General features: G+C 63.5%; 22 protein-coding genes. 21 read left to right on the forward strand and 1 reads right to left on the reverse strand.

Annotated features, from left to right (window positions below; all coding sequences use genetic code 11):
- The first annotated feature begins 3 nt into the window (after positions 1 to 3).
- The 14 genes from ACAty_RS05625 (at position 4) to pstA (ending at position 12671) form a co-directional block, all read left to right on the forward strand.
- Positions 4 to 1077, forward strand: coding sequence for a helix-turn-helix domain-containing protein (locus tag ACAty_RS05625; protein WP_004871775.1), 1074 nt, complete (start codon positions 4 to 6; stop codon positions 1075 to 1077).
- A 24-nt stretch (positions 1078 to 1101) separates the two neighbouring features.
- A complete protein-coding gene (gene ispG, locus ACAty_RS05630; protein ID WP_004871776.1) occupies positions 1102 to 2202 on the forward strand; it encodes a flavodoxin-dependent (E)-4-hydroxy-3-methylbut-2-enyl-diphosphate synthase in 1101 nt (366 codons plus the stop codon).
- A 9-nt stretch (positions 2203 to 2211) separates the two neighbouring features.
- On the forward strand, positions 2212 to 3537 hold the full coding sequence (gene hisS / locus ACAty_RS05635; RefSeq protein ID WP_004871777.1) for a histidine--tRNA ligase: 1326 nt from the start codon (positions 2212 to 2214) through the stop codon (positions 3535 to 3537).
- Positions 3534 to 4145, forward strand: a complete 612-nt coding sequence (locus ACAty_RS05640) for a YfgM family protein (RefSeq protein ID WP_004871778.1) — start codon at positions 3534 to 3536, stop codon at positions 4143 to 4145. The genes hisS and ACAty_RS05640 overlap by 4 nt, the downstream gene beginning before the upstream one ends.
- Entirely contained in the window at positions 4142 to 5335 is a 1194-nt protein-coding gene (bamB, locus tag ACAty_RS05645; RefSeq protein ID WP_038471764.1) for an outer membrane protein assembly factor BamB, read from the forward strand. Before ACAty_RS05640 ends, bamB begins: the two co-directional genes overlap by 4 nt.
- A 3-nt stretch (positions 5336 to 5338) precedes the next feature.
- Entirely contained in the window at positions 5339 to 6682 is a 1344-nt protein-coding gene (gene der, locus ACAty_RS05650; protein WP_004871782.1) for a ribosome biogenesis GTPase Der, read from the forward strand.
- 1 nt (position 6683) lies between these two features.
- Complete coding sequence (locus ACAty_RS05655) at positions 6684 to 7097, forward strand: hypothetical protein (protein ID WP_004871783.1); 414 nt, start codon at positions 6684 to 6686, stop codon at positions 7095 to 7097.
- Positions 7069 to 7554 (forward strand): SixA phosphatase family protein, encoded by a 486-nt coding sequence (locus ACAty_RS05660; protein WP_004871784.1) that lies wholly within the window; start codon positions 7069 to 7071, stop codon positions 7552 to 7554. The genes ACAty_RS05655 and ACAty_RS05660 overlap by 29 nt, the downstream gene beginning before the upstream one ends.
- A gap of 108 nt (positions 7555 to 7662) precedes the next feature.
- Entirely contained in the window at positions 7663 to 8040 is a 378-nt protein-coding gene (locus tag ACAty_RS05665; RefSeq protein WP_004871786.1) for a DsrE family protein, read from the forward strand.
- 112 nt (positions 8041 to 8152) lie between these two features.
- The gene (locus ACAty_RS05670) at positions 8153 to 8761 is read left to right on the forward strand and encodes a hypothetical protein (RefSeq protein WP_004871788.1); all 609 of its coding nucleotides are present in this window, start codon (positions 8153 to 8155) and stop codon (positions 8759 to 8761) included.
- 2 nt (positions 8762 to 8763) lie between these two features.
- Positions 8764 to 9408, forward strand: a complete 645-nt coding sequence (locus tag ACAty_RS05675; protein WP_004871789.1) for a molybdopterin-dependent oxidoreductase — start codon at positions 8764 to 8766, stop codon at positions 9406 to 9408.
- Between the two features lie 177 nt (positions 9409 to 9585).
- Positions 9586 to 10674, forward strand: a complete 1089-nt coding sequence (pstS, locus tag ACAty_RS05680; RefSeq protein WP_004871791.1) for a phosphate ABC transporter substrate-binding protein PstS — start codon at positions 9586 to 9588, stop codon at positions 10672 to 10674.
- A 120-nt stretch (positions 10675 to 10794) separates the two neighbouring features.
- Positions 10795 to 11751: a phosphate ABC transporter permease subunit PstC gene (gene pstC, locus ACAty_RS05685; protein WP_004871792.1), complete on the forward strand. Its 957-nt coding sequence runs from the start codon at positions 10795 to 10797 to the stop codon at positions 11749 to 11751.
- On the forward strand, positions 11751 to 12671 hold the full coding sequence (gene pstA, locus ACAty_RS05690) for a phosphate ABC transporter permease PstA (protein WP_004871793.1): 921 nt from the start codon (positions 11751 to 11753) through the stop codon (positions 12669 to 12671). The genes pstC and pstA overlap by 1 nt, the downstream gene beginning before the upstream one ends.
- A gap of 127 nt (positions 12672 to 12798) precedes the next feature.
- On the opposite strand, the gene ACAty_RS05695 is transcribed toward pstA, so the two are convergent.
- Positions 12799 to 14097 carry a class I SAM-dependent rRNA methyltransferase gene (locus tag ACAty_RS05695; RefSeq protein ID WP_004871794.1) on the reverse strand — a complete coding sequence of 433 codons (1299 nt, stop codon included), beginning with the start codon at positions 14095 to 14097 and terminating at the stop codon, positions 12799 to 12801.
- A 92-nt stretch (positions 14098 to 14189) separates the two neighbouring features.
- Here ACAty_RS05695 and mtnA point away from each other — a divergent pair, with 92 nt between their 5' ends.
- From mtnA to aroF, 7 genes are all read left to right on the forward strand, one after another.
- Complete coding sequence (gene mtnA / locus ACAty_RS05700) at positions 14190 to 15227, forward strand: S-methyl-5-thioribose-1-phosphate isomerase (RefSeq protein ID WP_004871795.1); 1038 nt, start codon at positions 14190 to 14192, stop codon at positions 15225 to 15227.
- Between the two features lie 106 nt (positions 15228 to 15333).
- Positions 15334 to 18135, forward strand: a complete 2802-nt coding sequence (locus ACAty_RS05705; protein ID WP_004871796.1) for a bifunctional YncE family protein/alkaline phosphatase family protein — start codon at positions 15334 to 15336, stop codon at positions 18133 to 18135.
- A 98-nt stretch (positions 18136 to 18233) separates the two neighbouring features.
- The gene (gene gyrA / locus ACAty_RS05710; protein WP_004871797.1) at positions 18234 to 20777 is read left to right on the forward strand and encodes a DNA gyrase subunit A; all 2544 of its coding nucleotides are present in this window, start codon (positions 18234 to 18236) and stop codon (positions 20775 to 20777) included.
- Positions 20774 to 21856, forward strand: a complete 1083-nt coding sequence (gene serC / locus ACAty_RS05715) for a 3-phosphoserine/phosphohydroxythreonine transaminase (protein WP_004871798.1) — start codon at positions 20774 to 20776, stop codon at positions 21854 to 21856. Before gyrA ends, serC begins: the two co-directional genes overlap by 4 nt.
- Positions 21849 to 22943, forward strand: a complete 1095-nt coding sequence (gene pheA, locus ACAty_RS05720) for a prephenate dehydratase (RefSeq protein WP_004871799.1) — start codon at positions 21849 to 21851, stop codon at positions 22941 to 22943. Before serC ends, pheA begins: the two co-directional genes overlap by 8 nt.
- A complete protein-coding gene (gene hisC / locus ACAty_RS05725) occupies positions 22943 to 24049 on the forward strand; it encodes a histidinol-phosphate transaminase (protein WP_004871801.1) in 1107 nt (368 codons plus the stop codon). The genes pheA and hisC overlap by 1 nt, the downstream gene beginning before the upstream one ends.
- Positions 24046 to 25062 (forward strand): 3-deoxy-7-phosphoheptulonate synthase, encoded by a 1017-nt coding sequence (aroF, locus tag ACAty_RS05730; protein ID WP_004871804.1) that lies wholly within the window; start codon positions 24046 to 24048, stop codon positions 25060 to 25062. The genes hisC and aroF overlap by 4 nt, the downstream gene beginning before the upstream one ends.
- The last annotated feature ends 16 nt before the right edge of the window (positions 25063 to 25078 follow it).

Below are 25078 nucleotides of genomic sequence, written 5' to 3' on the forward strand. Positions count from 1 at the left end.
GGCATGAGTGCAGATCGCCAGGAAGCCACCGACGATTTCGACGTGTTGCGGCGCGTGCGGGAGCAACGCGGCTGGACTCCTCAGCAGGTGGCCGAGCGTCTGCACATACGTGCCGCGCAGGTAGAGGCTCTGGAGCAGGCCCGCTTCGAGGCGCTCCCGGGAGCGGCTTTCGCGCGCGGCTACCTGAAGAATTATGCCCGCCTGCTGGATCTCGACCCGGAACCGCTGCTGGACCTCTTCGATCGGCGCAGCAATGGCGCCGGACTGAAGCCCACGGATCACGTGTTGCCGGACTCGGAAGATCCCCTACTCGATTACCGTTGGCCCATGCTCCTGGTGTCGCTGGTATTGGCCGCCGCCATTGCCGGTATCGCCTGGTGGCTTTGGGGAGGGGAGGCGGCCGCGCCGGCGACGACAGAGTCGATGTCGGCGGCAGGCCCCAGCACGAGCGCCCCCGCCGCAAGCTCCATCTCCAGCGCAGCGGCCAGTGCTGTGCGGCTGGCGGTGCCGGCGCCGGCAGCCACGGCCAGTGTTGCATCGGTGGCCGCGGCAACTGGCAGTGCCATCGTGGCGCCGTCCCAAAGCGCGGCCACGGCAGCCACGGGCCTCCATTTCGTCTTTACCGGTCGCTGCTGGGTGCAGGTTCAGGATGCACGGGGCCAGACGCTCCTTGCAGAGCTTGCCGAGGCGGGGCAGACCATCGTAGTGGACAAAGGGCTGCCGCCCTACCGGATACTGGTAGGCAAGGCGCAGAACGTCCGGATTTCCTACGATGGCAAGTCGATACCCCTGCCCGTGAATGCCCTGGGTGTTGCGCGACTGCAGGTGGGGACCGCACCGGCCGCCAGCGCAGCCGCCGCGCCTGTGCAGAGTGGCAATGCCGCAGTCGCCGCAACCGCCAGCCCGGCGCGAAAACCACGGCGGCAAACGCAAAATTCCGGTCCTGCCACTGCGGGGATGGATTCGTCGGTGGCCCCGGAGTTATCATCCCCACAGCCCAAAGCGTCAAGCCACGGGGAAACGCCCTCGGGCGAGCTTCACGGCGGCGCGCCCGCTTCCGCACCGGCAGCATCCTGAGCGTAATCACCAGCGAGGTTTGTCATGCACCACGAATCGCCCATCCACCGTCGCCACAGCCGTCAAATCCACGTGGGCAAGGTCGCCATCGGCGGCGGAGCGCCCATCAGTGTGCAGAGCATGACCAATACGGAAACCCGTGACGTGGCGGCAACCGTGGCGCAGATTCGGCGACTCGAAGCCGTGGGAGCGGATATCGTACGGGTCTCGGTACCCAGCATGGAGGCTGCCGAGGCCTTTCGCGCCATCCGCGCGCAGGTGGAGGTACCCCTGGTGGCGGATATCCATTTCGATCACCGCATCGCCCTGCAGGTGATGCGCGATGGCGTGGATGGTCTGCGCATCAATCCCGGCAACATTGGTTCGGTGGACAAGACCCGGCTCGTCGTGGAGATGGCCAAGGATCGCGGCATCCCCATCCGCATCGGGGTGAATGCCGGTTCCCTGGAAAAGGACATTCAGGAAAAGTATGGCGAGCCCACTCCCGAGGCGCTGGTGGAGTCTGCCCTGCGCCACGTGGCCATTCTGGACGAGCTCGATTTTCACGACGTCAAGATCAGCGTCAAGGCCTCGGACGTCTTCCTCGCCGTGGGTGCCTATCGCCTCTTGGCGCAGAAAGTGGACTACCCCTTGCACCTAGGCATTACCGAGGCAGGGGGGTTGCGCTCGGGTACCGTCAAGTCTGCCATAGGCCTGGGTCTGCTGCTCAATGAGGGTATCGGCGATACCATCCGGGTGTCCCTGGCAGCGGATCCCGTGGAAGAGATCCGGGTGGGTTTCGATATCCTCAAGAGCCTGCACCTGCGGCAGAAGGGCATCAACCTCATCGCCTGTCCCTCCTGCTCGCGCCAGGAGTTTGACGTCATCAGCACCATAAACGCACTGGAAGAGCGGCTGGAGGACATTCTCGAGCCCATGGACGTGTCGGTCATCGGCTGCGTCGTCAACGGTATTGGCGAGGCGAAGGAGGCCGATATCGGTCTGGCCGGCGGTGACAAGCGCAGTATTCTGTACTTCAAGGGAAAGCAGGTGGACCGGGTCGAAAATCGGGACATCGTGGACGTGCTTGAAGAGCGTGTGCGCGCGGAAGTGGCCCGCCGTCGCGCCCGCGCCTCCGAGGCCTGACCCCATCCCATGGCCCACAAAGGTTTGCAGGCCGTTCGCGGCATGAACGACCTGTTCCCCGAGGATACTGTTGCCTGGCAGGCTTTGGAGACGATACTGCGTGAGCAGCTCCGTCGCTACGGTTTCGGTGAGATCCGGCTGCCCTTGCTGGAGCACTCGGAACTCTTCGCCCGCGCCATTGGCGACGTCACCGACATCGTCCAAAAGGAGATGTACACCTTCCTCGATCGCAACGGCGATTCCTTGACCTTGCGTCCCGAGGGTACGGCGGGGGTCGTTCGCGCGCTCATCGAGCATGGCCGCCTGCGCGGCACCCAGGCGCGGCTCTACTATGTCGGCCCCATGTTTCGCCACGAACGACCGCAGAAAGGTCGCTATCGGCAGTTCCATCAGCTGGGCGTGGAGATGTTCGGTCTGGCCGATCCCAGCAGCGACGCCGAGCTCATTGCCCTATCTGCCCGCCTTCTGAACAGTATCGGCGTGCGGGCAGAGCTCCAGATCAACTCCCTGGGTACCCCCGAGGCGCGTGCGCATTACCGTGAGCTTCTGCGCCAGTATCTGCGTCCGCAGACGGAGCGTCTATGCCCGGACTGCCGTGAACGCCTGGAGCGTAACCCCCTGCGCGTTCTCGACTGCAAGGTAGAAAGCTGTCGCACCGTGGCGGCGGACGCACCGCGGCTCCTGGAGCATCTGGACTCGGAATCGGCGGCGCACTTCCAGCAGCTGCGCTCCTACCTCGATGTCCTGGGCATCCCCTATCGCGTCAACACCAGCTTGGTGCGAGGACTGGACTACTACCATCGAACGGTCTTCGAATGGGTGAGCGATGCCCTGGGTGCCCAGGGCACCGTTCTCGCCGGTGGCCGTTACGATGGCTTGGTGGAACAGCTGGGAGGGCCGGCGACGCCGGCCTTGGGTTTCGCGGCTGGACTCGAGCGCCTGCTGGCCTTGCGAGCTCTGGCGGGCAGTGCGTACCCCGCAGCTCGGGTGCAGCTCTTTCTGGGGGCTCTGGATCCTCAGGCGATGGCGGCGGTGCTGCAGCGGGCAGAGGCCTTGCGTGTCGGCGGTGTTGCGGTGGTGGTCGGCGGACCGGCCAGCCTCAAGGTCCTGCTCAAGCAGGCGGAGCGGAGCGATGCCCAGATGCAAGCCATCGTCGGCGCGGCGCAGCTCTCCGGCGACGACGCACCGATTCGTCTGCGGGAGCAGGGTGGATCCGGCACTTGGGAGGGACCGTGGTCCGAGCTGGAGTGTGGTTTGCGTTCCCTAGGCGTTGATTTCGGAACGCCGCCTCCGCATACTGAGCGCAATCCGATGGCTACCCGAAGTGTGACGTGACCGGTCCAGAACTCTCCGATTATCTTTATCGCCACCGTAAGTCCCTCATCCTCGTATTTGCGCTCGTCGTGTTGGGCGCTATGGGTTTTTTTGGCTACGCGAAATATCAGCGGCATCAGATGGCCCAGGCTGCGGCGGTCTACAGTGAACTGACGCAGTCCATGGCCGCCAATCAGCTGGCGGCAGCCCAGGTGAGCGCGCAGACCCTGCTTCAGAAATACCCCGACACGCCCTATGCGACCATGGCGCGTTTTTTCACGGCGCGCATGGCGATGATGCAGCACCATGAGGCGCAGGCGCAGGCACAGCTCGAGGCAATCCTCAAGAAGGACCATCTACCCACGGGGATGGCGGGGCTGGCCCGCTTTACCCTGGCCGAGCTCCAGCTCGATCAGGGACAGGCCAAGAAGGCTCTGGACACGCTGGGCGCGCCCGGCACGGTGTATGCGCCCCTCTACTGGGAGCTGCGCGGCGATGCGCACGAATACCTCAGAGCGTGGCCCAAGGCGCGGCAGGATTACCTCAAGGCGGAGCAGGCACTGCCTGCCACCGATCCCTACCGCGCCTATCTCCAATTGAAACTGGCCAATATCGGAGTGCATTCGTGAGCTCGCATCCCTCAACCGCACGCTGGCCTGGGCGATGGATTCTCTTGCCGGTGCTGCTCTTTTCCCTGTCGGGCTGTGGCATGCTCTCCTGGTTCTCGCCGTCGCGGCCCAGTCCCAAGGCCGTTGCGCCTCTGGCGAAGCAGGCCGTGAAGGTGGAGGTGGATACGGATTGGCAGGCCCGCCTCTATGGTACCTGGCGCCTGCAACCCTATGAGACCTCCAATATTGCCGTGGGTGAGGGACACATCTATCTGGTCGATGCTTCAGGACACCTTTTGTGCCTCGACCTGGGTGGAAAGCAGGACTGGATGGTGCGCCTGGACGGGAAGAGCGCGCGTGGTCCTACCCTGGCCGACGGCATCCTCTACGTCGGTACCGACAGCGGCAAGCTGTATGCCTTTTCCGCCAAGAACGGCCGCCGTCTGTGGGTGACGCAGTTGGACTCGGAGGTTTTGAGCCCCATTACCGTGAGCAAGGAGGCTGTCCTAGCCCAGTTGGTAAACGGTCAACTGGTGGATCTCCAGCGTGGCGATGGCAAGCTGGACTGGACCTTTTCCATGAACCAACCGTCCCTGCTCCTGCGTACCCTGCCGGCGCCGGTGGTGCATGGTGACGTGGTCTATGCCGGTTTTGCCGACGGCAATCTGGTGGCCCTGAACCTCAGCAATGGCGCGGAGCTGTGGCGGGCGGCGGTGGCCATACCCCATGGCAACAACGAGCTGGCGCGGATGGTGGACATCGCAGCCAACCCCATCGTGGATGGTGACCGGATCATCGCTGCCGCCTACCAGGGTAACCTCGCGGCTTACGCGCGCAGCGGTGGCAGTGAGGAGTGGTCGGTGCCCATGTCGACCACCCTCACGCCGGTACTGGCGGACGGACACCTCTACGTGGCTCTGGCGGACGGACGGATAGCTGCCGTGGACCCCCATTCCGGCGTGGTCTTGTGGCGCAGCGATGTGCTCAAGGGGCAGTACCTCACGGGTATCACCCACTGCGGCACGGATCTGCTGGTGAGCGACGACGCCGGATCGGTCTACGTCTTTGACCCGCGGTCGGGGCATCGCGTAGGCCAGAGCCATGTCTCTTCCAGCGGCATTCAGAGTGCGCCCGTTTGCCTTGGCCAGGACCGATTCCTCGTGTTGAGCGGCGCCGGTACGCTCTATCAGCTGCACCTGCGTCCGCACTGATCCATGGCCGCCGTCATTGCCCTGGTGGGGCGGCCAAATGTGGGCAAGTCGACCCTGTTCAATCGCCTGACCCGCAGCCGTGAGGCGCTGGTGGCGGACCTTCCGGGGCTCACCCGCGACCGCCACTACGGCGTGGCCCAGCACGGCACCCAGCGTTTTCTCGTCATCGATACCGGTGGTTTCGAACCCGAGGAGCGCGAGGGCCTCGTGGCGGCCATGGCGGCGCAGACGCGTCAGGCCATCGCCGAGGCCGATGCCGTCTGTTTCCTGGTGGACGCCAAAGAGGGCCTGTCGGCTCAGGACGAAGAGATTGCGGCGGAGCTGCGGCGTAGCGGCAAGACCGTCTACCTGGTGGTCAACAAGATGGACGTGCGTGGAGCCGTGGCAGAATTGCCCGAGTTTCACCGCCTCGGGCTGGGTATGCCTTATACCATTGCGGCGTCCCATGGCCACGGAGTAGAGACGCTACTGGATGCCATCTTTGCCGATCTCGCGGTCCCGGAAGAGGCGGCTGCCGAACTTTCCCTATCTGGTCCACGTATCGCCGTTCTGGGTCGGCCCAACGTCGGTAAGTCCACCCTCGTCAATGCCATGCTCGGCGAGCAGCGCGTGATCGTCTACGACGCCCCCGGGACTACCCGAGACAGCATTCGCATTCCCTACGAGCGCGCTGGTCGACCCTACGTCATGATCGACACGGCGGGTATCCGGCGCCGCGCGCGGGTTGGCGAAGGGCTGGAAAAACTCAGTGTGCTCAAGACCCTGGCAGCGCTGAAAGAGGCGGACGTGGTCCTCATGGTGTTGGATGCGCGGGACGGGGTGACGGATCAGGATGCGCACCTGGTGGGGGTGGCGGCGGAACTCTGGCGTCCCATGATCCTTTTGCTCAACAAATGGGATGGTCTGGATGCCCGGGCCCGGCAGATGGCCAAGGCCGCCTTGGAGCGACATCTGGGTTTTCTCTCCTACGCGCCGGTTTATACCATTTCTGCCCTGCACGGCAGCGGCGTCGGCGATCTCTATCCCAGTATCGATCGGCTTTGGCGCGATGCGCGGCGGCATTTTTCCACGGCTGAGCTGAATCGCGTCCTGGCGCAGATCATCGAGAGCCATCAGCCGCCCATGGTCGGTGGTCGCCGCATCAAACTGCGCTATTGCCATCAGGGGGGCGAAAACCCCATCACCCTGGTCTTCCACGGCAATCAGTTGAATCGCTTGCCCGGTGCCTATAAGCGTTATCTCGAGTCGGCTTTTCGTAAGGCCCTCGGCCTCGGGCCCGTTCCCTTGCGTTTACTCTTTCGTCAGGGAGAAAATCCCTACGATCCGCAGGCGAAGAGGCGTGGCTGAAATGCTCCAGAACAAAGCGGCGTGGTGGCCTTGGACACTGGCGGCGCTCCTGTGTTACCTGGTCGTTGCCGTCTTCGGGCGTCTGTATCCTTTGGTCCTTGGCAGTCTCTGGTGGGGCGCCTCTGCCTATGCCCTGTGGGCAGCCCTGGCGCTGGGCGCCATCGCGCGGCGCTGGCCCAAATGGACGGCCTATGGCTGGCGGCCCGCTACCATCCTTCTGGGGGCGCTGCTCTCGGCCCTGGCTATTTTCGTCCGTAACGATGCCCCGAGCCGTCTGCTCATCGACAGCTGGATGACCGCACTCATTGGTATCGCCGTGGTTACCATCATCGCCCGTTTCGTTCCCGCCGCCCTTGCCCGGCGCTGGTTTGGAGGTGAGTCGTCCCATGGACATTCTGCTCATCCGCCACGCTGAGGCGGAGGATGCCCGAGCTCCCGGCGGCGATCGCGAACGTGCGCTCACGGAGCGCGGTCGTCGCGATGCCGCTCTGGTGGCCGCTTCGCTGCGTGTTCTGCTGCCCACGGGACCGGTGGGGCTTTGGTACAGTCCGCTGCGACGCACCCGGGAAACGGCGGAATATATCCAGCAAGCACTTCCTCTCGAGGTCAGCGAGCCGCATGAGGCCATTGCCGAGGGCGATCTCGAGGCTCTGGAGCACCACTGGGAGGGTCTCGGCAGGCAACCGGCTGCGGCCATAGTGGTCGGGCATCAGCCGCATCTGGCGCGTTGGATCGAGACGCTAACGGGAACTCTGGTGGGTGTGCCCAAGGCCTCCGTAACCTGTCTGCGCCGGGCGGGCGCGCGCCAGCGCGGCGAATTGTTGGCACACCTGCGCACCGAAGTCCTGGAGCGCCTCTGCCGGCGCGGCTGATGGGATGTGGCGCCGGTCCTGAGTGCGCGCCTGGCCGGGGTCCCGGGCAAGCCGGGATTCTGCTAATATGGACGGAGTTCCCGTTCGTTCACCTGAAAGGAGAGTACCATGGCAGATAATCAGGCTCCCGACCTCGTCATCATCCTCATCACTGGCCCGGAAAATCCCAAGCGTCTCCCCTCCGCCTTCTTTCTGGCGTCCACCGCGGCGGCCATGGAGCAGAAGGTGGTCATGTACTTCACGGGGCCGGCCACGGAGCTGCTGGCCAAAGGCAAGGCCGAGAGCGTCTTCCCCATGCCCGGCGGCAAGAGCGTGGCGGATTTCATGAAGCTTGCCGAAGACAACGACGTGCAGATCATCGGTTGCCTGCAGTCTCTGGAACTGAACGGCATGACCAAGGACGATCTTGCCAAGGAAATCCCGCTGCTGAATCCCAGTGCCGCCATGCCGACCCTGGGTGCTGCCGGGCGTGTCCTGACCTGGTAGGGTCTGCGCGCGGATCGCGTGAAGAAAAGGCCCGCCTTGGCGGGCCTTTCTTGCATCCGCCTTCGCGACGACAACGTAAAGAAGGTGTTGGTCCACCACGTCGGGAGGAGTCATGGCCGTCCTCAGTTCGACCCATCCGGGTACTCGGGAAGAGCGGTCCCTCAGGGAGGACGGGGCCTATCCGCGCTGGGCCAAGATCCTGCACATGGGTCTCGTTCTCGCGGTGACCTTTGAGCTCTACAACAGCCTGGCGGCCTTGTGGTTCGCGAATTTTCAGTGGTTCCCGCTGCACGTTGCCACCGGTATTTTTCTGACCTTCTGGCTCGTGCTGTGCTGGGCTTTCTATCTTGGCACTCTCTGGGGCCGTGCCCTTTTGTGGTCCTGGTTTTTTCCGGCGCACCTGCCAGCCATCATCCGAGATCTGCGCGCGCTCTTTTTGGGTCGTTTGCCTGCCGCCGGCCCGGTTCCCGGCCTGTCCAGTCTGTGGCAGGGGGTCTTCTTCCTTGGGGTATCCTTCGTCACCTTCACCGGTTTTGCTGCCTGGCTGGTACTCGAGGGGTACATCAGCTGGCCAGGGGCAACGCACCTTGGGCTGCATGCCATGCGTCTGGGCACACCGCTGCTGGCCTATCTCTGGTTCGGTCACGGTTTCATGGCTTTTTTTCATGCCCTGCGGCGTCAACCGCTGTGGGGCATTTTTGCCTTTTGGCGAGGAGCTTGATCATGCCTTTGTCACGGCGTTCATTTCTGACCCATTCCACGGGCCTGTTCTTGGGAGCTGCCAGCGCATCGCTGTGGCTGCCGGCGGCGGCGCGCGCAGACACCATTCCGGTCTTCCCGGAGTACTATACCTACGCCGGCTTCTATCCAAAAATCGAGGCGCAGGACTATCGTCTCAACTGCGATGGCCTCATCGCCGCACCCCGGGTCTTCACCCTGGAGCAACTCTATGGGCTCAGCAAGCACGCCGAGGTGGAAACCTTCCACTGTGTTACGGGCTGGAAAGTGCACCACGTCGCTTGGCGCGGTATCGATCTGGCTTCGTTCCTGGATAATCTGCGGCCGACTGCGGCGGCGCGCTACGTCGTCTTTCACAGCGCCGATGGCGTCTATGTGGACAGCCTGACCCTGGAGCAGGCGCGGGCACCCGGCGTCATCCTGGCGACGCACATCGCCGGACAGCCTCTGCTGCGCAAGGGCGGTTATCCCCTGCGCTTGCTGGTGCCGCAGATGTACGGTTACAAGAGCGTCAAGTGGGTCAATCGGGTGAGTCTCAGCGCGGTTCGTCCCGAGGGGACCTGGGAGCGCGACGGGTACGCAGCCAACGCCTATATTCGCAAGGGGTTCAGCTGGAGCGACCTGCTCTGAGCTATACTCCAGAGTTCGTGCAGGTGCCGACAAGGCCTATTGTCATAAAAGTGTCATAAAAGCTTCACAATAGTGTCATAATCCTCTGCTATCGTGGGCGTCAGGTCCAGGTATTGGATCTGCACACTACACGGTATCGCAACGCTTCTGCACGAAAACTACCTTTGGAGGTTACCTATGTTGTTTCGTTCCAAGAAAGCCTTGTCCCACGCCCTGAAAGGCGCGTTGGTGGTTTCCGCCCTTGGGCTTGCCTCTTTGAGTGCCGTTCCGGCCTCGGCGGCGCCCACCATCTCCCTGCTGGAGACGGGTTCGACCCTCCTGTACCCGCTCTTCAACCTGTGGGTTCCGGTCTACACCAAGATGAACCCGGACGTGCGGATCACCACCCAGGGTACGGGTAGCGGCACGGGTATCGCCCAGGCCATCTCCGGTGTGGCGCAGATCGGTGCCTCGGACGCCTACATGTCCGACGCGCAGGTGAAGGAGCATCCGGACATGCTCAATATCCCCCTGGCCATCTCCATCCAGATGATCAACTACAATGTGCCTGGCCTGAACAACAAGCACCTCAAGCTCTCCGGCCCGGTGCTGGCCGGCATCTACTCCGGTACCATTACCAACTGGGATGATGCCGCCATCGCCAAGCTGAACCCCGGCGTCAAACTGCCCAACCACAAGATCGTGCCCATCCACCGTACCGACGGTTCCGGCGACACCTTCATCTTCACCACCTACCTCTCCGACACCACCCCTGAGTGGGCGCAGAAGGTGGGTTACAGCACCACGGTCAGCTGGCCCAACGTGCAGGGCGGCATCGGTGCCAACGGTAACCCCGGCATGGTCGAGGCGCTGAAGAGCACCCCCTACGGTATCGCCTACATCGGCATCAGCTGGAAGAAACCTGTGGAGCAGGCCAAGCTCGGTATCGCCATGCTCGAAAACAAGGCGGGCAAGTTCGTTCTGCCCACCGTGCCCAATGCCAAGGCTGCGGCGGCGGAGATGGTTGCCAAGACCCCTGCCGATGAGCGTATCAGTCTGGTCTACGCGCCCGGCGCCAAGTCCTATCCCATCATCAACTACGAATACGCCATCGTGAAGAGCGATCAGCCCAATGCCGAAGTGGCAGGGGCCATACGCAAGTTCCTGACCTGGGCCATCAGTCCCAAGGGCGGTAATGCTCCGCACTTCATCGAGGCCGTCAACTTCGTGCCCCTGCCCGAGAGCGTGGTGAAGCTCTCCCAGGCGCAGATCGACAAGATCAAGTAAGGCGCACTCCAGGGCTGGCTTCGGCCAGCCCACCTGCTATCATTACGACACCATTTTCGAGTGCTTATCGTCGCCCGATAAGAGCCGCTCGCCGAGCGTAGGTATTTTCGAGGGGTACCTGTGAAGATTCCGGTATTTCGCACGAGTCTCGTGGCCACGGCCAGCTTCTTGCCTTTGTCCCTCATCGCACTCATTGTCTTTCTGGTCATCTATTCCTGGCCCGCCATCCAGTACAATGGCGTGCATTTCCTGTGGACCAACAACTGGAACCTCGGCAATCTGTATGGTAACCCCGTGGATGTGCACGGGCAGCAGATCATGCCGGGAGCCGCCTATGGCGTCTGGTTCCTGGTGGTTGGAACCTTTCTCAGCTCTTTTCTGGCCCTGATCATCGCCCTGCCTTTGGCGGTGGGGGCAGCCTATTTTCTGGCGGAGTCCCTGCCCAAATGGCTGGCGAGCCCCCTGACCTTGCTGGTGGACCTCCTCGCCGCCGTCCCCAGTGTCGTGTTTGGTCTGTGGGGCTATTCGCTGCTCATTCCCCTCATGGGGCAGAAGGTCTATCCCTGGCTGGCCGATGCCCTGCAGGGCGTGCCCTTTCTAGGGGGGTCTCCCGGCAGCGGCTACGGTCTGCTGACGGTGGCCATCGTCCTGACCTTCATGGTGGTGCCGCTCATCTCCGCCACCATGCGCGACGCCATCGCCTCGGTGGATGCGCCACTCAAGGAGGCGGGCCTCAGTCTAGGGCTGTCGCGCCTGGAGGTGTTCTGGCACATCATCCTGCCCAAGCTGCGCAAGGTGCTGATTGGTGTGTCCATTCTTGCGCTCGGGCGAGCCATCGGGGAGACCATGGCGGTGGCCATGGTCAGTGGCAATGCCCTCAACTACCTACCTAACAACATTTATACGCCCATCTCGACCATGGCGGCTTTCATCTTGACGCAGCTGGAAAGCGCCCTCCAGGACCCGACCAATATGGCCGTAGAGGCCCTGTCGGAAATCGCTTTGGTGCTTTTGGCCATCTCCGTGTTGGTCAATAGTGCGGCCCGTCTCATTTTGTGGATGTCCAAGGTGCGCTGATGAGTATTGTTCAAGCGAAGACGACCGTGGTTCCCGAGTCCGCCTCCCTGAGTAACCGGCGTTTGCGTATCTCCTGGCGTCGACATGCTTTTCGCTTTCTGGGCGGTATTTTTGTTGGCGCGAGTTTTTTCATTGTCGCCTTTGCCTTTCTGTCCATCATCGGGGACGTGCTCATCCGTGCCTTGCCGGCCCTGCACTGGAAACTCTTCACGGAAGTCAGCACGGGGATGGGCGGCGGGCTGAAGAATGCCATCGAGGGCACCATCGTCCTGTCTCTGGGGGCGTTGTTGATTTCGGCTCCCATTGGGATCGCCGCCGGCATCTATCTGAATGAGTACGGCGACAATCTGGGCGGTCGCTCCCTGCGCTTCTTGTCCGACGTGCTGGTGGGGGTGCCCTCCATCGTCCTCGGTTATGTGGGCTACATCACCATGGTGGTGTACCTCGGCTGGCAGTTCTCCGTGGCGGCGGGCATGTTGACCCTGAGCGTGATGCTCCTGCCCTATATCGCGCGGACTACGGAACTGGCCTTGAGTGCCATACCGCCAGCGGTGCGGGAGGCGGGTTTCGCGCTGGGGGCGGGGGACGGGCGCGTGGCTTTCAAGATTCTTCTCCCCGGTGCGGCTCCAGCCATCATGACGGGTCTGTTCTACGCCACGGCCCTTTCCATGGGGGAAACGGCGCCGCTCATCTACACGGCGGGCTGGTCCAACTACATGTGGGACGGCAAGTTCACCAACGAACCCATCGGCTACCTCACCTACGTCATCTGGACCTTCATCAACGAGCCCTTTGCCGAATCTCATCGGTTGGCCTTCGCCGCGGCCTTCTTCATCACCGCTGGCGTGCTGTTGCTCATCCTCACCGGCCGCTGGTTGATGATCCGGCGGCTACGTCGCATGGGCAGTTACGCTGGTTAACTTGTCCGGGCCAATGCCACCCAACGCAGCGGCCCCGATCAGCCAGCCAGAGAATTATCGCTGAGGCATTGCGCGGGTGGGCGTGGTGTGCCTGTGGGCACCCTCGGTCGCTGCACCCATACATTCCCTAAGCGTTTGTTTGGCTATTTTTCGGGGCAATGGGCAGATCCGCCCCTTCTAAGCCGGATGTTGGGCTTGCCTCCGCTGGGGTTTCTGCCTCCGGTGTTTCGCTGTCGTGGGCCTCGGCGCGGTGCAGCAAAAAGGCCTTGAGATAACGCGCCTCGGGTACCGCCGGGGGGTAGGGGTGATCCAGATCCTGGCCGGCCTCGGTCAGGACCCGATAGCTGCCACGGGAAGCGCCCCGGGCGACGGCCTGGAGCAAGGCGTCTCGGCTCAGGTGGTAGGAGCAGGATGCGGTGAAGAGCAATCCGTCCGGGCGGAGCAGACGCAGGGCCAGATCGTTGAGGCGGGCATAGGCGGCGGTGCCGTCCCGTACATCCTTGCGGGACTTGATGAGGGCGGGCGGGTCGAGCAGGATGAGGTCGAAGGATTCGGCGCGATCCCGCAGTTGACGCAGGGTTTCCAAGGCTTCGCCCTCGTGGCCGTGTACCTGGCTCAGCCCATTGCGGCGCGCATTCTCCTCCAGCAAGGCCAGAGCCGACGCCGAGCGGTCCACGGCCAGTACCTCGACGGCGCCCGCGCGCGCCAGGGGCAGGGCAAAGCCGCCCAGATAACTGAACAGGTCCAGCACCCGCCGTCCGGTAGCAAATTTCGTGAGTTCGTGACGGTTGCGGCGATGATCGTAGAACCAGCCGGTCTTTTGTCCCTGCCGCGGGTCGATGAGGAAGCTGCAGCCGTTTTCGAGGACTTCGAGATGCTCTGGAACCGCACCAGCGAGCACCTCGATGCGCTCCGGGAGGCCCTCGATGCTGCGGGCGACGCCGCTGCCCTTGAGGAGGATTCCCAAGGGACGGATGAGTTCCACCAAGGCAGCTACGATGAGGTCGAGATCCTGCTCCATTCCGGCACTCCCGGTCTGCAGCACCAAGTAATCGCCATAGCGGTCCACCACGAGTCCTGGCAGTCCGTCCCCCTCGCCGTGGACCAGCCGGTAGTAGGGCCCGCTGAACAGGGCCATGCGCAGTCCCAGGGCATCGCGCAAACGGCGAAGGTAGAAGTCGACATCGATCTGGGTGTCGGGGTCGCGGGTCAGGATGCGGGCGCAGAGGAGGGCGTGGGGATTGACGTGGGCAAGCCCAAGGGGTTGGCCCCGGTGATCCTCGATGCGACAGACACTGCCCGGTGCGACGGCGACGAGCGGAGTGCGGCTGACGTCCACCTCATTGCTATAGATCCATGGGTGCCCGATGCGTAGCCGCCGGTCCTCGTTCTTTTTCAGGCGTAAAGGGGGAGTGGGGCGGGTCATGAGCGTTCCTGGAATGGTTGTGATCCGCGCATTTTACAGTTTGTGGGGCCTTCCGTATATTGCGGGAAAGTCGACATACATTGGAGAAAGGCATGCCCATTGCCGACCAGATTCGCCCCATTCGCTGGCAGAACGACGCCCTCGAATTGCTGGATCAGCGCCAGCTGCCTGCGCAAGAGCATTACCTGCGTCTGCAGGAGGTGGAGGCGGTGGCGGCGGCCATCCGCGACATGGTCGTACGCGGCGCGCCGGCCATCGGTATCACCGCCGCCTTTGGCATGGCCCTGGCGGCGCGGGCGATTGCGGGTACGGCCGACTGGCGCGAATCCTTGAATCGCAGCGCGGAAGTGCTCAAGCGGGCGCGGCCAACGGCCGTGAATCTGGCCTGGGCGGTGCAGCAACAATTGCACAATGCCGGACTCTGTGACGACGTTACCACGGCAAGTGAAGCGTTGCTGCGCTGGGCGCAGGAACTGCTGGCGCAGGACATCCGCGACAATCAGCGCATGGGCGCCCTCGGTGCCGAGGTCCTGCCGCCGGAAGGGGGTATTCTCACCCATTGCAACACGGGTAGCTTGGCCACCGGTGGCTACGGTACCGCTTTGGGGGTCATTCGCGCCGGTATCGCGGCGGGACGGAACTGGCGTATCTATGCCGATGAGACCCGTCCCTGGTTGCAAGGCGCGCGCCTGACCGCCTGGGAACTGCAAAAAGACGGCATTCCCTTTTCCCTGAATGTCGACGGCGCGGCGGCACACCTCATGGCCCGGGGAGAGATCCAGGCCGTGATCGTCGGTGCCGACCGTATCGCTGCCAATGGCGACACGGCCAATAAGATCGGTACCTACGCTCTGGCGGTACTGGCCCACTACCACGACATTCCCTTCTTCGTGGCGGCGCCTGTGTCGACGGTGGACTTTGCCATGCCCCACGGCAATGGCATCGTTATCGAGGAGCGCCCTGCCGAGGAGGTGCGCCAGTGCGGTGGACGGGAGCTGACCCCCGCCGGGGTCGCGGTACGCAATCCCGCCTTCGATGTCACGCCCGCAGCGCTCATTGCCGCCATCATCACCGAAAAAGGCGTGGTGCGTCCGCCTTTTCTGGAGGGGCTTGCCGCCCTGGGCGGTTGATCCGGCACCGGACTGCGGGATGCTCTGGCCCCGCAGCACTTGGCCGCAGATCCAGAAAATTATATAGTACGGGTATAAACGATCCGGATGTTCGGGGAGCGTAGCGATGGGTGCAGCACGGAGTTTTCTCGGGGCGTTGGTGGTGGCCCTATCCCTTACCGGTTGTGCCCATGTGGCTGTACCCAAGGCTCCGGAGCAGCCTGCTCCCATGGCCTTTGCCGAGCCCCAGCCGACGACGTCTGCAACTACCTCGGCGCGACCCCTCAGCCAGCGACTGCCAACGGGGCAGGTGGTGCGGCCCGCCGGGGACGCCGTCGTCTGGGGTGATAAAGCCCTGGAAAATCACGTCGTGGATCTTGCCTTGTCCCCCGATGGCCGGCAGGTGGCGGTTCTGGGGCGTTTCGACGTCACTCTGCTCGATGCCAGCAGTCACGAAATACTGGCCAGCTATGCCCTGGCGACGGATGTGCAGGGTCTTGGAACCTACGGCGGCGTCGTCTGGAGTAGTGACGGTAGCGAGTTCTATGTGCCCGTGTCGCAAACGGATCGTAAGTTCAAGACGCCGAGCGACGGTGCCATCCTGGGCTTTCGTCCGGAACGGGATGCCCAGGGGCGCTGGCGCCTACCGCTGCCGCGCTTCGTCGCGGTTTTTCCACCGGAGCGGGATCGCCCGGCCTTGCCCACGGCCCTGACATGGGCGGCGGACGGGCGCCACCTCATGGTGGCCCTCAACGGCCATGCCGCCATCGCCCGGGTCGATCCACAGACGGGCAGGATCCAGCGCTTGCCCCTGGAGCAGGGGCGCTGGCCCAGCAGTCTGACGGAAAAGGAGGGTCGCATCTTTGTCAGCGAATGGGCCGGACTGCCGCCCAAGGATCTGCGCGAGACGGGTTTCGGCGGCTGGAACGATTATGCCCTCAAACTGCAGGAATCAGTCCTGGTGGACGGAAAGACCGATGTCACGCGGGAGGGCTTCGTCGAGGTGCTGGATACGCAGGGGCATAGTCTCAAGCGCCTGTCCGTAGGTCTCTCGCCCATTGGCCTCGCGCACCATCCCAAGCGCCCCTTCGTTTACGTGGCCGATGCCGGCAGCGATACGGTGACGGTCATCGACGCCAAAAGTCTCGCGGTGGTGGAGCGCATCCCCATGGGGCTGCCGGGCACCGCCTACGGGGTCGTGCCCACGACCATCCTGCCCAGCGCCGATGGCGAGCACATCCTGGTGGCTCTCGGTCGCCTCAATGCCCTGGCCTGGGTTCGCCTCGCCCGTGGCAGCGGGGGTGATGCTGCTGGGAGCAGCCGGGTGGAGGGCTATATCCCTGTAGGGGAATATCCCACGGGGCTTGCCTGGGCCGACTCCGGGCGGGTGCTGTGGGTGGCCAATCTCGAGGGTTTCGGCCCCTATGCCACCATTGCCAGCGGTTTCGACAAGGCCTTTCGCAGCGATTACCCGCGGCCGGGGGAGCGCGAGGGTTTCAGCACCGACGGCAACTACAATGCCCATCGCCAGCAGAATGTGCTGTCGGTGCTGCCCTGGCCGCCCAGTGCAGCCCAGCTTGCCCAGTGGACCCAAGAGGTGACGGCCGACCGTTTCCTGCGTGCCGCTCAACGGAACGCCGAGGCCCTGCGCGCGGCGCCGCGACCGGGAATCCCGCCTCGGCCCATCCCGGAGCGCTTGGGCGAACCCTCGGTCTTCCGTCACGTCGTCTACATCATCAAGGAAAACCGCACCTACGATCAGGTTTTGGGAGATCTGCCCCAAGGGCAGGGGGATCCCAGGCTCACGGTCTTCGGACGCAGCATCACCCCCAATCACCACGCCCTGGCCGAGGAATTTGCGCTGCTGGACCAGTACTATCTGCCGGCCAAGAGTTCGGCCGAGGGGCACCCCTGGGCGACCACGGCCTTCCTGTCCGACTATGTGGAACGCAATGTGCGCGCCTGGTTCCGGGGGTATCCCCACACCATCCTCGACGCCCTGGTGCCGCCCAAGACCGGCTATCTCTGGGATGCCGCCCTGGCCAAGGGGCTCGACGTGCGCATCTATGGCGAGGCGACGCTGCCGGTGATGGCGCAGAAAAATCTCACCTGGCTGGATCTTTGGCAGTTGCGGGAGGAGCACACCCTGCCGGCCGGGCTCGGCGTGGAGGGGACCATACCTTCCGTACTCCAGCACAGCAACCCGCGCTACCCCGGAGAGGATTATCGCTTTTCGGATCAGCTCCGTGCCGATCTCTTCCTGGAGGATCTGGCGCGTTTCGAGGCTCAGGGAAAGATGCCCAATCTCCTGATTCTCGCCCTGCCCAACGATCACACCGCCGGCATGAAGCCCTATTTTCCACAGCCGCAGGCGATGATGGCGGACAACGATCTGGCGCTGGGGCGCATCGTCGAGGCCCTGTCGCGCTCGCGTTTCTGGCCGGAAACGGCCATTTTCGTGACGGAGGACGACGCGCAGGACGGCTGGGATCATCTATCGCCCTTTCGTAGTCTGGGCTACGTCATCAGTCCTTATTCGCGCCTGGGGCGGGTGGAGCACCACTTTTACAGCCAACTGGACCTGCTGCGCACCATGGAGCAGATCCTCGGAATCGCGCCCATGAACCTCATGGATCTCGCGGCGCGACCCATGGCAGAGCTCTTTGCTGATCGTGCCGACCTGCGGCCCTATCGTCTGCGTCCGGCGACCCTCCCCCTGGATACCATGAACCCGGCAGCACCCTTGGCCACCCAGAGGGCGCCCTACGGCGATCCACTCGGACGTGAACTCTACGGTAAGGCGCTCAAGATGGCGGCACGTATCGATGACCCGGATCAGGATGAGCTCATGAACCGGATGATCTGGTACGCCGTCAAAGGCCCGGCGCCCTACCCAGGTCCGGTGCAAGGAATGGTTACCAAAGACTGAGCTCGACGCAGCTTCGCATTGCCACCCCAGCAGTCGCGCCTGGGGGGGGAACATGGCATACTAACGGGATGCTCTGTGTAGAAGGATAAGCAGCGTCCATGGTGGACTTCGCCAAAGAAACCATCCCCGTCAGCCTCGAAAAAGAAATGCGTCAGTCCTACCTCGATTACGCCATGAGCGTCATCGTCGGTCGGGCCTTGCCGGATGCCCGGGATGGGCTGAAGCCGGTGCATCGGCGGGTGCTGTATGCCATGCACGAGATGGGTAACGACTGGAACAAACCTTACAAGAAGTCGGCGCGTGTAGTGGGTGATGTGATCGGCAAGTACCATCCCCACGGCGATGTCGCAGTCTACGACACCATCGTGCGCATGGCCCAGGATTTTTCCATGCGCTATCCCCTCATCGACGGCCAGGGTAACTTCGGTTCGGTGGATGGCGACAGCCCCGCTGCCATGCGCTACACCGAGGTGCGCATGGCCCGCATTGCCCACGAAATGCTCGCCGACATCGAGCGCGAGACGGTGGATTTTGGACCTAACTACGACGAGAAGGAGGTGGAGCCGCAGGTTTTGCCGGCGCGCATCCCCAATCTGCTCATCAACGGCTCGGCCGGTATTGCCGTGGGCATGGCCACCAATATACCGCCCCATAACCTCACCGAGATCCTCAATGCCTGCATTGCCCTGGTGGATGACGACGATCTGCCGGACAGCGAACTGTTTCGCCTGGTGCCGGGCCCCGACTTCCCCACGGCGGGGATCCTGTTGGGGAACGAGGGAGCCATCGAGGCCTACCGCAGTGGACGTGGGCGGGTGGTCATGCGCGCGCGGGCCGAGATCGAGACGGATGCCAAGAGCGGGCGGCAGACCATTGCCGTCAGCGAGCTCCCCTACCAGGTGAACAAGGCCAAGCTCATCGAGCGCATCGCCGAAATGGTCAAGGAAAAACGCCTGGACGGTATCAGCGACCTGCGCGATGAATCGGACAAATCGGGCATGCGCATCGCCATCGAGCTCAAGCGCGATGCCAATGCCGAGGTGGTGCTGAACAACCTTTACCAGCACACGGCCCTGCAGAGTGTCTTCAACATCAACATGGTCGCCCTGCTGGACGGTGCGCCCCAGACGCTGGGGCTGCGCGATGCCTTGAAGGCTTTCCTGCGGCATCGCCGAGAGGTGGTGACCCGGCGCAGCATCTTTGATCTGAAAAAAGCCCGCGATCGTGCCCACATCCTGGAAGGTCTGGCGGTCGCCCTGGTCAACCTCGATCCCCTCATCGCGCTCATCCGCGCCGCCGCAAGCCCCGCCGAGGCCAAGGCGCAGATGCTGGCGCGGGTGTGGGAGCCTGGCTTGGTGGCTGCACTTCTGGCCGAGCGCGGTGAGCCCTCGGCGGGCCTGCAGGCCGATGGCTATCATCTGTCCGAGGCCCAGGCCCAGGCCATCCTCGACCTGCGCCTGCATCGTTTGACGGGGCTGGAGCAGGACAAGATCCGCGAGGAGTATCTGGGGCTGTTGGAGCGGATTCGCGAGCTTCTGGAGATTCTGGGTTCCGATGCCCGCCTCATGGCGGTGATCCGCGCCGAGCTCGTGGCCATTCGCGACCAGTACGGCGACGCGCGGCGCAGCGAGATCGTTGCCGACACCGGTGTCATCGCCAACGAAGACCTCATCGCCGAAGAGAACATGGTGGTGACCTTTACCCACGCCGGTTACATCAAGGCCCAGCCCGTCACCACCTTCAATGCGCAGCGGCGGGGCGGGCGGGGCAAGGTGGCGACGACCACCAAGGAAGAGGATTTCGTCGAGCGCATGTTCTGTGCCTCCACCCACGCCACGGTGCTGTTTTTCAGCAACCTGGGCAAGGTCTTCTGGCAGAAGGTCTATCAGTTGCCCCAGAGCGGCCGCAGTGCCCGCGGCAAGCCCATCGTCAATCTCCTGTCGCTGGCGCCCAGTGAGGGGATTACCACCGTGCTGCCGGTGCGGGAGTTTCAGGAAGGTCAGTATGTCTGCATGGTCACCGCCCACGGCGTGGTCAAGAAGACTCCGCTCATGGAATATTCCCGTCCCCGTAGTCAGGGAATCAACGCCATCAATCTCGATCCCGGCGATCGCCTGGTGGCCGTTTGCCTTTCCGATGGTCAGCGTGAGTTCATGCTCTTTACGCGCAAGGGAATGGCGGTGCGTTTCCCCGAGGACAAGGTGCGCCCCATGGGGCGTACGGCGCGCGGGGTGCGCGGGATCTCCCTGGATGCCGACGACCGCGTCATTTCGGCGCAGATCGTCGATCCGGATCAGGTCATTCTCACGGCCACGGCCAAGGGTTATGGCAAGCTGACCAATGTCGAGGAGTATCGACGCACCAACCGCGGCGGCAAAGGGGTCATCGCCATTCAGACCAATGCCCGCAATGGACAGGTGGTGGGTGCCTTGGCCGTCAAGGAATCGGATGAACTCATGTTGGTATCCAACGGCGGCACCCTCATTCGCATTGCGGTGCAGGGCATCCGGCGCACCGGCCGCAATGCCCAAGGGGTGCGTCTCATTCAGCTGGCGCCGGATGAGCAATTGGCTGGCCTCGCCCTCATCGCCGACGCCCAGGAAGAGGCCGGACAATGCGACTTTGAGCTGGAGGGAGAATGAGTCGGCGGATCTTCAATTTTGGTGCAGGGCCGGCGCTGCTGCCAGCGCCGGTCATGGCGCGCGTCCAGGAAGAACTGCGCGACTGGCACGGCAGCGGCATGTCGGTGATGGAGATGAGCCACCGCGGCAAGGAATACCAGGGCATAATCCAGCAGGCGGAGCAGGATCTGCGCGATCTGTTGGCCATTCCCGACCAGTATCGGGTGCTCTTTCTACAGGGGGGTGCGAGCCTCCAGTTCGCCATGGTCCCCCTGAACCTGTTGGCCGGACGGACGGCAGCCTATGTCGAGACGGGGGTCTGGTCGCGCAAGGCAAGTCAGGAAGCGCGGCGCTTTGGCCAGGTGGAGATCGCCGCCAGCAATAGCGATGGGGCAGCCGAGGTGCCGCCGCAGGAGCAGTGGCGGCTGCCCCGGGATTGCGCGTACCTGCACATCGCCGGTAACGAGACCATCGACGGCATCGAGTTCGACTTCGTCCCGGAATTGGGCGATATACCGCTGGTGAGCGATGCCTCCTCCCATCTCTTGTCGCGGCCGTTGCCGGTGGAGCGTTTCGGGCTGATCTACGCCGGTGCCCAGAAGAATGTCGGGCCGGCGGGCCTGACTCTGGTGATCGTGCGTGAGGATCTGCTGGGGCGAGCGGACCCGCACACGCCCACCATGCTCGACTACGCCGTGCACGCGCGCGAGCATTCCATGTACAACACGCCGGCTACCTTCGCCATCTACGTCGCTGGCCTCGTATTTCAGTGGCTGAAGGATCTCGGTGGCTTGACGGCCATGGAAAAGATCAACATGGCCAAGGCAGAGCGACTCTATGGGGCCATCGACGATTCCGGAGGCTTTTACCGAAATTCCGTGGCCCCGCGCAACCGTTCGCGCATGAATGTACCCTTCTTCCTGCACGATGCTGCGCTGGATCCCCTGTTCCTGGAAGAGGCACAGGCGGCTGGGCTGCTCCAGCTCAAGGGTCACCGACTATTGGGTGGCATGCGCGCCTCCATCTACAATGCCATGCCCCTGGAAGGTGTAGAGACCCTGGTGGCATTTCTGCGCGACTTCGCTGCGCGCCATGGCTGAGGAAGCCACCGGCCTTCCCGCGGAGCTCGCGCGGCTGCGCGCCGAGATCGATCGGGTGGACGCTGCGATCCTGGGGCTTCTGGGAGAACGTGGGCGGCTGACGGCAGAAGTGGGCAAGATCAAGCACGCCGCCGGAACTACCCAGTACTACCACCCGGATCGGGAAGCCGAGATCCTGCGGCGGGTCATGGCCGAGAATCCCGGCCCCTTTTCTGACCAGCAGGTGGCACGGGTATTTCGTGAGATCATTTCGGCGGGTCTGGCGCTGGAGGAACCCCTGCGGGTGGCCTATCTCGGTCCCGAGGGGACCTTTTCGCAGATGGCGGCGGAAAAACATTTCGGACGCTCGGCGCAGTTCCATCCCGTCTCCAGCATTGCCGAGATTTTCCGCGAAGTGGACAGCGGACAGATCCCCTTTGGGGTTGTGCCCGTGGAAAACAGCACCGAGGGTTCGGTCAACCTCAGTCTCGATCTCATGCTCGACCATCCCCTGCAGATCTGTGGCGAGGTGCAGCTGCGCATCGTCCACAATCTCGTGGGCCGCGGTCCACGAAGCAGTATCCGCCGTGTACACGTCCATTATCAGACTCGCGCCCAATGCCGCCTGTGGCTGGCAGAGCAACTGCCCCACGCAGAGCTTTGCGACGCCCCCAGCAATGCCGAGGCAGCCCGTCGTGCCGCTCTGGATCCCGAGAGTGCAGCCATTTCCACTCGGCGCGCGGCGGAACTCGCGGGGGTGGAGATCCTGGTACCCAGCATCGAAGACCAGCCGGATAATACCACCCGTTTCTGGGTCATCGGCCGTATCGCCACCCGACCCACGGGCAGCGACAAGACCAGTCTCGTAGTCGCCGGAGCCCACCGCGCGGGCAGCCTCCATCACCTCCTGTCTCCCTTTGCCGAGGCCGGGCTCAACCTCACACGGATCGAGTCACGACCAGCCCGTGCCAATATCTGGGAGTACGTCTTCTATCTGGATTTTCTGGGCCATCGTCTTGAACCGCAGGTGGCCGCAGTCCTCGAGCGTATCGAGGCCCAGGCATCCTTCTATCGGTGTCTGGGGAGTTATCCCCGGGCGGTGTTTTGATGCAGGACAATCCCTATCTGGAGTGGGCCGTGCCGGCATTGGCGCAGCTGCGTCCCTATCAACCGGGCAAGCCCTTGGCGGAACTGGAGCGCGAGCTGGGCATCCGCAACGCCATCAAGCTGGCCTCCAACGAAAATCCCTTGGGCCCGAGCCCCCTGGCCCTTGCCGCCATCGACCAGGCTCTGCCCAGCCTTGCGCTCTACCCCGAGGGTGGCGCGCCCCAGTTGCGAGCAGCCCTTGCTGCGGGTCTGGGGGTGGACCCCCGGCAGCTGATCTTCGGCAATGGCTCGGATCAGATCATCGAGCTCCTCTGCCGTTGCTTTGCCGGACCGGGCAAGGAGGTCATCGTTTCCCAGTATGCCTTCGCTGCCTATGCCATTGCCGCCCGCGCCGTGGCGGCGACGGTCCGGGAGGCTCCAGCCCGGGCCTTTGGCCACGATCTGGACGCCATGGCCGGCCTCATCAACGGCCATACTCGGCTGATCTTCATCGCCAATCCCAACAATCCCACGGGTACCTGGTTGCGGACGGCGGAGCTCGAGCGCTTTTTGGCCAGCGTCCCGGCTCACGCCCTGGTGGTCATCGATGAGGCCTATGCCGAACTCATGGAAGACCCCGATTATCCCAGCGCCCTCGACTTTCTGTTGCGTTTCGAGAACGTGGTGGTGCTGCGCACCTTCTCCAAGGCCTACGGACTTGCTGGCCTGCGTTGCGGCTATGGCGTTGCCCGGATGGCCCTCATCGAACTGCTCGAGCGCATGCGCCAGCCCTTCAATGTCAACAGCCTGGCACAGGTGGCGGCGCTGGCAGCCCTGGGTGACCACGAGCACCTGGCGGCCACCCGGGACAACAATCGTAGCGGTTTGCGTGCGCTGCAGCGCGGCCTGCTCGCCCTGGGATTGACAACCCTGCCGGCGGCAGGCAACTTTATCACCTTTTTTGCGCCCGGGGGCGGGCGGCAGGTCTACGAAGCCCTGCTGCGGCGCGGTGTCATCGTCCGTCCCCTAGAGCCCTATGGTCTGTCCGAGTACCTTCGCGTGAGTGTCGGCACACCAGAGGAAAATCAACGCTTCTTGCAGAGCTTGGGCGAGGTGCTTGCATCATGATCGTCATTGTCAAACCCGAGGCCAGCGCGGCGCAGCTGGAACAGCTCTTGAACCGGATTCGCGAGCTGGGCCTGACGCCCATGGTCAGTCAGGGGGCCGAGCGCACCGTGGTGGGCCTCATCGGCGACGAGCGCCTGGTGGGTGATGGCGTTCTCGAGTCCTTGCCCGCCGTAGAACAGGTCATGCCCATCTTGAAACCCTATAAACTGGTCAGCCGAGAGTTCAAAAAGACCGACAGTATCGTCGAGGTGCGGGGGATTCCCTTTGGTGGACCCGAGATTCAGGTCATCGCCGGGCCCTGTTCGGTGGAGACGGCGGAGCAAATGCGGCAAGCTGCCGCGGCGGTGCGGGCGGCGGGCTGCCGTCTGATGCGTGGGGGTGCCTTCAAGCCGCGCACGAGCCCCTATACCTTTCAGGGCGTGGGCGATGAGGGCCTGGATTTTTTCCGTGAGGCGGCAGATGCCTATGACCTGCCCATCGTCACCGAGCTCATGGATGTGCGCAAGATCGATGTGTTCCTGGAAAAGCGGGTGGACGTCATCCAGATCGGCACCCGCAACATGCAGAATTTCGATCTGCTGAAAGAGGTGGGACGTCTGAATGTGCCCGTCATTCTCAAGCGGGGTATGAGCGCCACCATCAAGGAGTGGTTGATGGCGGCGGAGTACATTGCCGCCCACGGTAACCACCGCATCATCTTTGCTGAGCGCGGCATCCGCACCTTCGAGACCCAGTACCGCAACGTGCTGGACGTCACGGCGATCCCGGTGCTTAAAAAGGAGACCCACTTGCCCGTCATCGTCGACCCCAGTCACGCCGGTGGCAAGGCGGCGCTGGTGGCCCCCCTGGCCAAGGCGGCCATTGCTGCCGGAGCCGATGGCTTGCTCATCGAGTCCCACCCCTGCCCCGAAGAGGCCTGGTGCGATGCCGATCAGGCCCTGAGCCCCGAACAGTTGACCCAGCTCATGGGGGAACTGCGCCGGGTTGCCGAGGCCGTCGGTCGTACCCTGTAAGGCGCGGAGCACGCCA

Source organism: Acidithiobacillus caldus ATCC 51756 (assembly GCF_000175575.2).
GTDB lineage: Bacteria > Pseudomonadota > Gammaproteobacteria > Acidithiobacillales > Acidithiobacillaceae > Acidithiobacillus_A > Acidithiobacillus_A caldus.